This window comes from Streptococcus sp. 343_SSPC (genome assembly GCF_001072385.1).
Classification (GTDB): domain Bacteria; phylum Bacillota; class Bacilli; order Lactobacillales; family Streptococcaceae; genus Streptococcus.
Genome location: NZ_JVKU01000009.1, coordinates 48,168 through 60,679 on the forward strand (window position 1 = coordinate 48,168; position 12,512 = coordinate 60,679).

General features: G+C 44.3%; 10 protein-coding genes. 9 read left to right on the top strand and 1 reads right to left on the bottom strand.

The window, feature by feature from the left end; genetic code table 11:
• The first annotated feature begins 43 nt into the window (after window positions 1–43).
• The 3 genes from rnhC (at window position 44) to ADH27_RS01650 (ending at window position 4,105) form a co-directional block, all read left to right on the top strand.
• The gene (rnhC, locus tag ADH27_RS01640) at window positions 44–934 is read left to right on the top strand and encodes a ribonuclease HIII (protein WP_048715185.1); all 891 of its coding nucleotides are present in this window, start codon (window positions 44–46) and stop codon (window positions 932–934) included.
• A 3-nt stretch (window positions 935–937) separates the two neighbouring features.
• Window positions 938–1,576 (top strand): signal peptidase I, encoded by a 639-nt coding sequence (lepB, locus tag ADH27_RS01645; RefSeq protein WP_048715187.1) that lies wholly within the window; start codon window positions 938–940, stop codon window positions 1,574–1,576.
• A 93-nt stretch (window positions 1,577–1,669) separates the two neighbouring features.
• The gene (locus ADH27_RS01650; protein ID WP_048715188.1) at window positions 1,670–4,105 is read left to right on the top strand and encodes an ATP-dependent RecD-like DNA helicase; all 2,436 of its coding nucleotides are present in this window, start codon (window positions 1,670–1,672) and stop codon (window positions 4,103–4,105) included.
• Between the two features lie 28 nt (window positions 4,106–4,133).
• Here the strand turns inward: ADH27_RS01650 and dinB are convergent, their stop codons facing one another.
• Window positions 4,134–5,246 (bottom strand): DNA polymerase IV, encoded by a 1,113-nt coding sequence (gene dinB, locus ADH27_RS01655; RefSeq protein WP_048715190.1) that lies wholly within the window; start codon window positions 5,244–5,246, stop codon window positions 4,134–4,136.
• 225 nt (window positions 5,247–5,471) lie between these two features.
• Between dinB and pflB the strand changes: the two genes are divergently transcribed.
• The 6 genes from pflB (at window position 5,472) to ADH27_RS01685 (ending at window position 12,281) form a co-directional block, all read left to right on the top strand.
• On the top strand, window positions 5,472–7,787 hold the full coding sequence (gene pflB / locus ADH27_RS01660) for a formate C-acetyltransferase (protein ID WP_023027276.1): 2,316 nt from the start codon (window positions 5,472–5,474) through the stop codon (window positions 7,785–7,787).
• 140 nt (window positions 7,788–7,927) lie between these two features.
• Window positions 7,928–8,686, top strand: coding sequence for a threonine/serine exporter family protein (locus ADH27_RS01665; protein ID WP_023024440.1), 759 nt, complete (start codon window positions 7,928–7,930; stop codon window positions 8,684–8,686).
• Window positions 8,687–8,690: 4 nt separating this feature from the next.
• Window positions 8,691–9,158, top strand: coding sequence for a threonine/serine exporter family protein (locus tag ADH27_RS01670; protein WP_048715193.1), 468 nt, complete (start codon window positions 8,691–8,693; stop codon window positions 9,156–9,158).
• A gap of 106 nt (window positions 9,159–9,264) precedes the next feature.
• Window positions 9,265–9,495, top strand: a complete 231-nt coding sequence (locus tag ADH27_RS01675; protein WP_048715195.1) for a hypothetical protein — start codon at window positions 9,265–9,267, stop codon at window positions 9,493–9,495.
• Between the two features lie 346 nt (window positions 9,496–9,841).
• Window positions 9,842–11,020, top strand: coding sequence for a hydroxymethylglutaryl-CoA synthase (locus tag ADH27_RS01680; protein WP_048715196.1), 1,179 nt, complete (start codon window positions 9,842–9,844; stop codon window positions 11,018–11,020).
• Window positions 11,013–12,281, top strand: coding sequence for a hydroxymethylglutaryl-CoA reductase, degradative (locus tag ADH27_RS01685; RefSeq protein WP_048715198.1), 1,269 nt, complete (start codon window positions 11,013–11,015; stop codon window positions 12,279–12,281). The genes ADH27_RS01680 and ADH27_RS01685 overlap by 8 nt, the downstream gene beginning before the upstream one ends.
• Window positions 12,282–12,512: the final 231 nt, after the last annotated feature.

Below are 12,512 nucleotides of genomic sequence, written 5' to 3' on the forward strand. Positions count from 1 at the left end.
TTTTTCTGGCCTTTCATCTAGCTTTTATGATACAATAAGGGCTATGGAAACAATTACATTGTCCCCTCAAAACGAGGACATCCAAGCATTTGTTCGTCAGCACCAAGACCATCTGCTACCTTCAAAAAATCCATATATCCGTTATTTTTTCAAGGCACCTGGTGCAACCATTTCGATTTACACATCAGGAAAGGTTGTCCTACAAGGTAGTCAGGCGACGCGCTATGCTGCCTTCTTCGGTTACCAACAAGATCCGATAGACCAAGCACTTGCCGGACAAGACTTCCCCTTAATCGGAACGGATGAAGTTGGAAACGGTTCTTACTTTGGAGGGCTTGCCGTCGTAGCTTCACTGGTCAGCCCGGAGCAACATGCCCGCTTAAAAAGTCTAGGAGTTGGGGATTCTAAGACCTTAGATGATCGAAAAATTCGAGCTCTCGCACCGATCCTCAAAAAAGAAATCCCGCATCAGGCCTTACTGCTGACACCTAAAAAATACAATCAGGTCATCGCCTCTGGCTACAATGCGGTATCTGTCAAGGTTGCTCTTCACAATCAAGCCATTTTTTTGCTCTTGCAACAAGGGACAAAAGCTCAAAAGATTGTAGTCGATGCCTTTACGACCAAGAAAAACTATGATCGCTATGTTCAAGCAGAAGCGAATCAGGTCCCACAAGTCGTCACCCTAGAAGAGAAGGCCGAAGGAAAATACTTGGCAGTAGCTGTGAGTTCCATTATTGCCCGTGACCTCTTCCTCCAAAATCTGGAAGATTTGAGTCAAGAACTCGGCTACACCCTTCCTAGTGGGGCTGGTGCGCCCTCAGACAAGGTAGCTGCTCAACTTTTAAAGGCCTATGGCATTCAAGCCCTTGACTACAGTGCCAAACTTCATTTTAAAAATACAGAAAAAGCAAAAAAATTGATAGAAAGATAAAGCATGAAACGTTCAAAAAAATCAACTAATCCAGTCCGTTCTTTCCTGAAAGAATGGGCGCTCTTCGGCCTCATTATTGGAGGCATTATTCTCTCTCGTATTTATCTGTGGACGCCTGTCCGTGTCGATGGCCATTCTATGGATCCGACCTTGGCAGATAGTGAATACCTTCTCGTTATCAATAAACTGCCTATCGACCGTTTTGATATCGTGGTCGCTAGTGAAACAGAAAATGGAAAAACCAAAGAAATCGTTAAACGGGTCATTGGACTCCCTGGTGAAACCATCGAGTACAAAAACGATGTCCTCTATATCAACGGCAAAGAAACTGACGAGCCTTACTTGAAAGACTACATTCAAAAATTTAAAGAAGATAAATTGCAATCAACCTATTCTGGAAAAGGGTTCGAAGAAAATGGAGAGCTCTTCCGCCAAATGGCACAGATTGCCGAAGCTTTCACCGTTGATAAAGATGGAAGTGCGACCTTCACGAAAAAGCTCTTGGATGATGAGTATCTACTCCTTGGTGATGATCGAATCGTTTCAAAAGATAGCCGCCAGGTGGGGGCTTTCAAGAAGGAACAAATCAAAGGGGAAGCCGTCCTTCGCCTCTGGCCACTCCTTCCATTCCAGACGTATTAACCCATGATGAGGTTGGGACTCTTGTTCCAATCTCTTTCAATATCTTCATGAGAGATAAGCTCTCTCAGACCATTACTTAAAAGGAAACTCTGCATGGAATACTATTTCTCAGGAACCATTGAGCGGGTCATTTTTGAAAATCAAAGTAGTTTTTTCCGTATCTTATTGTTGGATATCAATGATACAGATGCAGAGGACTATGATAACTTTGAAATTATCGTCACTGGAACGATGGCAGATATCGTCGAAGGAGAAGATTATACCTTCTGGGGAGAACTGGTCCATCATCCGAAATATGGCCAACAGTTGCAAATGAATCGCTATGAACGAGCCAAACCCACTAGCAAAGGCTTGGTGAAATACTTTTCTAGCGACCATTTTAAAGGGATCGGACTCAAAACGGCCCAAAAGATCGTCGATCTCTATGGTGAGGATACCATTGATAAAATTCTGCAAGCACCTGAAAAGCTAGCCTCCATCTCCGGACTTTCTAAAAAGAATCGCGAGGCCTTTGTCGAAAAACTACAGCTCAACTATGGTACGGAACGGGTCCTCGCCCAACTTGCTAACTATGGCATCCCTAATAAACTAGCCTTCCAAATCCAAGATTTCTACAAGGAAGAAACCTTGCAAATCGTCGAATCGGCTCCTTATCAACTGGTCGAAGATATTCAAGGCATGGGCTTTAAAATCGCCGACCAACTAGCAGAAGAATTAGGGATTGCCAGTGATGCTCCTGAACGCTTTCGAGCTGGACTGGTTCATAGTCTTTTAACCCTCTCCTTAGAAACAGGGGACACCTACGTTGAAGCCAAAGAATTGCTCCAGGCCACCATCCAACTCTTAGAAGCATCTCGTCCAGTCGAGCTCGATCCAGCCAGTGTTGCCCAAGAATTGGCCAGTCTCATCGAAGAAGACAAGGCGCAAAACATTGACACCAAGATTTTCAACAACAGCCTCTTCTTTGCGGAAGAAGGGATCCGAAGCCATATCGGTCGCCTGCTAGAAAAAGGAAGGCAAGAATCTTTCGACCCAGAAAAAATCGAACAAACGATTGATGACATTGAAGATGAACTCCACATTCACTACGATCCCATCCAACGGAAGGCTATCCAAGAAGCCATTCAGCAAAAGGTCTTTGTGCTAACAGGTGGACCAGGAACAGGGAAAACAACCGTTATCAATGGAATTATCGGAACCTATGCCCGCCTGCACCAATTGGACCTTCGCAAGAAATCTCAATTACCAATCCTCTTAGCTGCTCCAACCGGTCGAGCAGCCCGTCGAATGAGTGAACTGACTGGCCTTCCGAGCGCCACCATTCATCGTCACTTAGGAATGACGGGAGACGACGACACGAGTCACTTGGACGATTATCTTGATGCGGATTTTGTCATTGTCGATGAATTCTCTATGGTGGATACTTGGCTGGCCAATCAGCTTCTCAGCAATATCTCCTCCAATACTAAACTCTTAATCGTTGGTGATGCCGATCAGCTTCCTTCTGTGAGTCCTGGACAAGTCTTGTCCGATCTCCTACAGATCCCTAGCATCCCTCAAGTCAAACTGGAACACATCTTCCGTCAAAGTGAAGATTCGACCATCGTCACTTTGGCCAGTCAGATTCGCAAAGGCCAACTGCCTCCTGATTTCACAGAGAAAAAACCTGATCGTTCCTACTTTGAAGCGCCGAGTGAGCTCATCGCTCCCATGATTGAAAAAATCACCAGCGCTGCCCTTCGCAACGGCATTCTGGCCCAAGACATCCAGGTCCTCGCTCCGATGTATCGAGGTTCTGCAGGCATTGACCAGATTAACAATCTCATGCAAGAGCTTCTCAATCCATTGGAAACGGATGCTCTATTCTTTCAAGCACTGGACTGCCAGTATCGAAATGGTGACAAGGTCATCCACCTGGTCAATGATGCCGAAAGCAATGTCTTTAACGGTGATATTGGCTACATCACCGACCTCTTGCCAGCTAAGTATACCGAATCCAAGCAAGATGAACTCACCATCCAATTTGATGGCAATGAATTGGTCTACCCCCGCAATGAATGGTACAAGATTCGCCTAGCTTATGCCATGAGCATCCACAAGTCACAGGGAAGCGAATTTCCTGTGGTCATTCTGCCCTTGACCAATCAGAGTCGGCGCATGCTCCAACGCAATCTAATCTACACGGCCATCACCCGTTCCAAAAGCAAACTCATCCTCCTGGGAGAATACACTGCATTTGACTTTGCGACAAAAAATACCGGAACCGCTCGAAAAACCTATCTGATTGAGCGTTTTTCGGATGGAAGCCCTCAAGGTAGAGACTCTGCCTCACAGAGCCCTGTCCACATGGAAGAGCCCATAAAAAAAACAGAACCCCAAAAGGAGCTCGTCTCTGTTGAAAACTACTCTGACTCATCTGCTTCCCAAGCTTCTCAACAAGGCTATCGATTAACAGAGGACAATTACTTAAGCATTGATCCCATGATTGGCCTCGCCGAGGAAGAGATTCAACAGTTCTTCAAAAACTAGCTAAAAATTCCCCGTAGGTCAAGTATACCTACGGGGTTTCTTCTATTAGAGATCCTTCATGGGTTTCCCGAGACTCGGAAGAAAAATTAGTGAGGGTCACCCCTAAAAGGCGAATACCTGAGGAGTTACTTTCTAGGCTCTGGTAGAGCTCCTGGGCCAGTCTCTGAATGACTTCAGGGTCTCTGGTTGCTTCCTCTAAACTTCGTCTCTTGGTCAAGGTCGTAAAATCGGCATAACGAATCTTGAGCACCAAGGTCTTGCCGGTTTTCTGATGCTTAGCCAAACTGCTCGCCACTTTTTCTGATAGGTTGGCTAGTTCTTTTAGCACATCATCCTCGGCCACCAGCAATTTTCGATAGGTGCGTTCCTTCCCAATGGACTTTCGAATGCGATTGCTCTTAACCGGACTATTATGAATCCCCCGAGCCTTTCGATAAAGATCAAAACCAAAACGACCAAAGTGATCGATGAGAGTCATTTCCGGCACTTCTAAGAGATCTGCACCAGTATAAATTCCCAAATCATGAAGTCGCTCCACTGTCCGTTTTCCCACACCATGAAACTTAGCTACATCCAGCTGACTTAAAAAGTCTTGAGCTTGCTCGGGTAAAATGACGGTCAGTCCCCTAGGCTTCTGGTAATCACTGGCAATTTTTGCTAGAAACTTATTGTAGGAAACTCCGGCAGAAGCAGTCAAATGCAACTCATTCCAAATATCATGCTGAATCAAGCGAGCTACCTTGACAGCAGACTGAAGACCAAGCTTATTGTTGGTCACATCCAGATAGGCTTCATCAATGCTCATGGGCTCAATCAGATCGGTATAGCGTTTAAAAATTTCTCTGACTTGGAGACCGACAGCCTGGTACTTCTCGTAGTCGCCAGAGATGAAAACTGCCTGAGGACAACGTTCATAAGCTTCTTTGGAACTCATAGCAGAATGGACCCCATATTTTCTGGCTTCGTAATTACAGGTTGATACCACTCCTCTTCCACCAGACAAACGGGGATCATGGCCAATGATAACAGGCTTTCCTTTTAATTCGGGATGGTCACGCTCTTCAACGGACGCAAAAAAGGCATCCATATCGATATGAATGATTTTACGGCTTGTATCATTTACTAAAGGAAATATGAGCATGGGCAACCTCCTCTTTCATTATATCCCTATCAACGATTTTTTCCTACTAATTCCTACCTCTTCTGAGACAAAAATATAATACAGTTTATTCGTATTTACCATTCTGTATTATAAAAGAATCCAAAATCTTTTTGCTATTCCCTTTGTGAAACCGATTTCCATATGGTATACTACTATTGTAAGTGCAACAGATTTGTTGCTAGAAAGACAAAAGAGGATTTAAACATGGTTGTTAAAACAGTTGTTGAAGCACAAGACATTTTTGACAAAGCCTGGGAAGGCTTCCAAGGTGAAGACTGGAAAGAAAGAGCCAGTGTCTCACGCTTTGTACAAGCTAACTACACTCCATATGATGGAGACGAAAGCTTCCTAGCTGGCCCAACAGAACGTTCACTTCACATCAAGAAGATTGTTGAAGAGACAAAAGCACACTACGAAGAAACTCGTTTCCCATACGATACTCGTCCAACTTCTATCGCTGATATCGCAGCTGGATACATCGACAAAGAAAACGAAGTCATCTTCGGTATCCAAAACGATGAGTTGTTCAAATTGAACTTCATGCCTCGTGGTGGTATCCGTATGGCAGAAACTACTTTGAAAGAAAATGGATATGAGCCAGATCCAGCTGTGCATGAAATCTTCACTAAATATGTAACAACAGTTAACGACGGTATCTTCCGTGCTTATACTACAAACATTCGTCGTGCACGTCACGCTCACACAGTAACTGGTCTTCCAGATGCATACTCACGTGGACGTATCATCGGGGTTTATGCTCGTTTGGCCCTTTACGGAGCTGACTACTTGATGGCTGAAAAAGCAAACGACTGGAACGCGATTACTGAAATCGATGAAGAATCAATCCGTCTTCGTGAAGAAGTAAACCTTCAATACCAAGCACTTCAAGAAGTTGTTAAATTGGGTGACCTTTATGGTGTAGATGTACGTCGTCCTGCCTTCGATACAAAAGAAGCAATCCAATGGACAAACATCGCCTTCATGGCTGTCTGCCGTGTGATCAACGGTGCTGCTACTTCTCTTGGACGTGTGCCAATCGTTTTGGATATCTACGCTGAACGTGACTTGGCTCGTGGTACTTACACTGAGTCTGAAATCCAAGAATTCGTTGATGATTTCGTTATGAAATTGCGTACTGTTAAATTTGCTCGTACAAAAGCTTACGACCAATTGTACTCAGGTGACCCAACCTTCATCACAACTTCTATGGCTGGTATGGGTAACGATGGACGTCACCGTGTTACTAAGATGGACTTCCGTTTCTTGAACACTTTGGACAACATCGGTAACTCTCCAGAACCAAACTTGACAGTTCTTTGGACTGATAAATTGCCATACAGCTTCCGTCGCTACTGTATGCACATGAGCCACAAACACTCTTCTATCCAATACGAAGGTGTAACAACAATGGCGAAAGACGGATACGGTGAAATGAGCTGTATCTCATGTTGTGTATCTCCACTTGACCCAGAAAACGAAGAACAACGCCACAACATCCAGTACTTCGGTGCTCGTGTAAACGTACTTAAAGCTCTTCTTACTGGTTTGAACGGTGGTTACGACGACGTTCATAAAGACTACAAAGTATTTGACATCGATCCTATCCGTGACGAAGTTCTTGAATTCGAATCTGTTAAAGCAAACTTCGAAAAATCACTTGACTGGTTGACTGACACTTACGTAGATGCTTTGAACATCATCCACTACATGACTGATAAGTACAACTACGAAGCTGTTCAAATGGCCTTCTTGCCAACTCACCAACGCGCTAACATGGGATTCGGTATCTGTGGATTCGCTAACACTGTTGATACTTTGTCAGCAATCAAATACGCTACTGTTAAACCAATCCGTGACGAAGATGGCTACATCTACGATTACGAAACAATTGGTGAATACCCACGTTGGGGTGAAGATGACCCACGTTCTAACGAATTGGCAGAATGGTTGATCGAAGCTTACACTACTCGTCTTCGCAGCCACAAACTTTACAAGAATGCAGAAGCTACAGTTTCACTTTTGACTATCACTTCTAACGTTGCTTACTCTAAACAAACTGGTAACTCACCAGTCCACAAAGGGGTATTCCTCAACGAAGATGGTTCTGTGAACACAAGCAAATTGGAATTCTTCTCACCAGGTGCTAACCCATCTAACAAAGCGAAAGGTGGATGGTTGCAAAACTTGAACTCACTTGCTAGCCTTGACTTTGGTTACGCAGCTGACGGTATCTCATTGACAACTCAAGTATCACCACGTGCTCTTGGTAAAACTCGTGACGAACAAGTAGACAACTTGGTAACTATCCTTGATGGATACTTCGAAAACGGTGGACAACACGTTAACTTGAACGTTATGGACTTGTCAGACGTTTACGAAAAGATCATGAGCGGTGAAGATGTTATCGTACGTATCTCTGGATACTGTGTAAACACTAAATACCTCACTCCAGAACAAAAAACTGAATTGACACAACGTGTCTTCCACGAAGTTCTTTCTATGGACGATGCATTGAGCTAAGATTCAAATAGATTTTTCAAACCAGCCGGAAACGGCTGGTTTTTTCTTGTCCTGTCTTGACTAAATCCGTGGTAACACTAGTACAAATCAGTGAAATTTTGATATAATGGAGACAATCTATTAACAGAACAGGAAGAACAATGGAAGCGTCTAAAGATATGGACCGCGTGATTGACGTCCTCATGTTGGCAGGAACCCTCCTTTTAGAGAGTGGTTCTGAAATCCATCGGGTGGAGGATACCATGATCCGGATTGCTCATTCTCAAGGAATCGATGATTGCAATGCCTTAGCGATGCCAGTCGCTATTTTCTTTTCAATCGAAAATGCCAATATCACGCGGATGAAGCGGATCCTGCGGACCAATTACAATATCGAGAAGGTCTGTGATGTCAATCAGATTTCTCGCCAATTAGTCTCTGGGCACATCAATCTCGAAGAAGCCTACCAAGCCTTGATCCAATTGAAGCAGAAGGCAGTCCCTTATACCAATCTCCAGTTAACCATCGCGGCAACTCTTAGTGCCCCTTTTTTCTCCATTATGTTTGGCGGGAATTTTTATGATGCGATAGGAGCAGGTATTGCGACCGTCTTTGCCTTTGCTTTCTCTCTAGTCGTTGAGAAATACGTGCGCATCCCTTTTGCCACTGCTTTTGCGGCAGCCTTTGTCTTTGGCTTTTTGGCCCATATTTGGTCTCAATATAGTGGTTTTCCTTCCAATACCGATCTCATTATTGCCGGTTGTGTCATGCCTTTCGTTCCTGGGATTGCCATGACCAATGCCGTCAGGGATCTGATGAACAACCACCTCAACTCGGGGATGAGTAAACTCTTTGAGACCCTGCTCATTACTCTTGCCCTTGGTGCCGGAACGACCGTCGCTCTTGTCCTTATGAAATAGAATCATGAACCTAATCGAATTTTTAATCCAAGCGGTGGCAAGTTTGATTGCCATCATTACCTTTTTAATCGTCCTCAACGTGCAACGTTCCATGCTAATCCCTGGAGGAATTTTAGGGATGGCTATTTGGTTGCTCTACTATATCTTGAAAGGACCTACCAATGTTATTATCGCGACGTTTATTGCAGCGATTGTGGGTTCTTGTATCAGTCAAATTTTAAGTATTATCTATAAGACGCCTGTCGTTGTCTTTATGCTGGCTATTCTTGCTCCCTTGGTTCCTGGATATATTTCCTATCGGACCACCTATTTCTTTGTTAGTGGCCAATATCGCCAGGCAGTGACCAGCGTGACTCTGGTTGTTATTCTGGCCTTGGTCATCTCTATCGGGATGGCTAGCGGATCTGTCATCTTGAAACTCTACCATTCCTACCAACGCTACCAAAAAAGAAAAATGACCAATGCCAACTAGCATTGGTTTTTCAAATTTTATAAGTGTAATCGCTTGCATTTTTATTTAAAAGGAATACAATGATAGTGAAAAAACAAATCCTTTAAAGTATGTGAGGTACTGTACGATGGTAAACAAGTATATCAAGTATCTTCCTTGGGTGATTCTAGGAGCCTTCTCCTCCTATCTATCAGCGACTTACTATGCCCGTAATTCATTTGACTTGTTCTACCTGACCTTGATCTTTCTGATTGCGGACATCGCTATACTCGTCTTCTACGAAAATGTTCTAAGAGATAAATGCAAAGAACTCTTCATACGAATCATGAGCAATCCTAAAAAAGATAAGCAAGCATAAGAGTTGAAGAGAGTGGGACAGAAATCGGTAATTCGTTAGAATTCGATTTCGTCGTCCCACCTCCGCACAGTTGAGTAGGGCTRTAAAAGCTGATGAAATCAGCGTAGTAGAGCCCACTCAACCACTGCGTCTTGCTCGACAATCCAAAAATAATTGAGAGGCTAGGACTTTTGTCCCAGCCTCTTTTTTGTTTTTCGTCCTCTCTTTTTCAAAAAATCCCCTTGCCCAACTCGGTCCTAAGAATGATTTCCATACTGTTCTGGCTTTTTCAAGGGAGTTTTGCTCTCAAATATGGTAAAATAGTAACGAAATATACTAGTAGATATCAAATTAAAAGAGGTTATTTATGACAATCGGTATTGATAAGATTGGATTTGCGACCAGCCAGTATGTCTTGCGCTTAAGTGAGCTAGCGGCTGCTCGAAATACAGATCCAGAAAAACTCAGTAAAGGGCTCTTATTGAAAGAACTGAGTATTGCCCCTATTACAGAGGATATCGTCACACTTGGAGCAAGTGCCAGCCATAGTATTTTAACCGAAGAAGAAAAAGAAGAAATTGATATGGTCATCCTGGCGACCGAGTCAGGAATTGATCAGAGTAAGGCTGCTGCTGTTTTCGTTCACGGTCTCCTAGGAATCCAACCCTTTGCTCGGAGCTTTGAAATGAAGGAAGCCTGCTATGCTGCAACGGCCGCTTTGGACTATGCTAAACTTCATGTTGAAAAGTTCCCACAGAGCAAGGTCTTGGTCATTGCCAGCGATATTGCAAAATATGGGATCGACACCCCTGGAGAACCGACTCAAGGAGCTGGATCTGTCGCTATGCTAGTGACGCAGAACCCACGTATCCTAGCCTTTAATGATGATAATGTAGCTCAGACCCGTGACGTCATGGATTTCTGGCGTCCCAACTACTCAAGCACTCCCTTTGTCAATGGGATCTATTCGACCCAACAGTACTTGGATTGCTTGAAAACAACTTGGACAGAGTATCAAAAACGGACTGGTCTGACATTGGATGATTTTGATGCGATCTGCTTCCACCTACCTTATCCCAAGCTTGCTCTTAAGGGCTTAAAAAAGATTCTTGATAAGAGTCTTTCTCCTGAGAAACAAGCCCAATTGCAATACAATTTTGAACAGTCCATTCTCTACAGCCAAAAGGTTGGGAATATCTATACGGGTTCCCTCTTCCTAGGTTTGCTTTCTCTCTTAGAGAATCAGCCTCAACTAGTGGCTGGCGACCGGATCGCCCTCTATGGATATGGAAGTGGCGCAGTCGCTGAGATTTTTAGTGCTCACTTAGTCGAAGGATATGAGCAAATGCTCCATCCAAATCGTATGGCAGAATTGGATCAGCGAAAAGCTCTTACGATTGCCGAATATGAGAAGATCTTCTTCGAAGAGGCACAATTAGATGCTGAAGGCAATCAAACCTTCCAAGGTTACCAAGATCAAACCTTTGCCTTATCAGAAATCAACGAACACCAACGAACCTATGTAAAGGTAGAACACCATGGTTAAATTAACTGGTTTTTCAAAAGCAAGTCCAGCAGAGCGTATCGAGAAACTGGCTCAGGCCGGACTCCTTTCAGAAGAAGGACTACAAACAGTAAGGGACAATGACACATTGCCCCTTTCTCTTGCCAATGAAATGGTCGAAAATGTCCTCGGCACCTTAGCCTTGCCCTTTGGTATAGCTCCTGGCTTCCAGATAGATGATCAGGAAATTCAGGTCCCAATGGTGACGGAAGAACCCTCTGTCATTGCTGCTGCTTCTTATGCTGCAGGGTTGATCAAGCGTTCAGGTGGGTTTCAGACCCAGGTTCACAAGCGTCAAATGATTGGGCAAGTGGCTCTCTATGATGTCAGCAATAAAGAAAAGGCCAGTCAGGCGATTACAGAAGCTAAAGAAGAACTGCTCCAACTGGCCAATCAAGCCTATCCTTCCATCGTTAAACGGGGAGGTGGGGCACGAGATCTCTGGACAGAGGTGAAAGGTGACTTTCTCATTTGCTACCTATCCGTTGATCCAAAAGAAGCCATGGGGGCTAACATGCTCAACACCATGTTGGAAGCTCTGGTCGACCCTTTAGAAGATTTATCCGAGGGGCAAGGATTAATGGCTATTCTATCTAACTTAGCTACAGATGCCCTGGTCACGGCAAGCTGTCACATAGACTACCGCTTCCTCAGTCGCGATCCCAAAGAAGCTGCCGAAATCGCTCAGAAAATAGCTCTGGCCAGTCAATTAGCGGCTGTTGATCCTTATCGAGCAGCGACTCACAACAAGGGAATTTTCAATGGCATCGATGCTGTCGTCTTGGCAACTGGGAATGATTGGCGGGCGATTGAAGCGGGCGGCCATACCTATGCTAGTCGAACAGGACAAGCTCAAGGACTATCTAGTTGGATAGCTCATCCAGATCAGCAAGTCCTAGAAGGCCAGCTGACCCTTCCCATGCCCATTGCTACCAAGGGAGGCTCCATCGGACTCAATCCAAGTGTTCAAGTGGCTCATGACCTACTTGGAAATCCCGACGCCCAAACTCTTGCGCGGATCATTGTTTCCGTTGGCCTGGCTCAAAACTTTGCAGCGCTTAAGGCCTTGGTCAGCACCGGTATTCAGCATGGGCATATGAAACTCCAGGCTAAGTCACTTGCCCTACTTGCTGGCGCTAGTCCGTCAGAGGTAGCTCCGGTGGTCCAAGCCCTGCTAGAAGACAAACCCTTTAACCTGGAAAAAGCCCAAGCTATATTAGAGAACATTCGTCAAAGCAATTAAAAAATCCCTCCGTTCACACGGAGGGATTTTTTAATGCAGACAAACTATTATTTTTTTATAAAACAGCTGGATGATTTTCAAAAAATAACTTTCATTTTTTAGTCATTTAAGAAGATGAAAAACTTTACGCCGTGAGAAAAGTGCCTGAAACAACTGTGTTTCAGGCACTCGGGAGTTTTGAGAGTAAAACAGTTTGGGAAACTGTTTTAGCCTGAGCCCGGAAATTAAAGA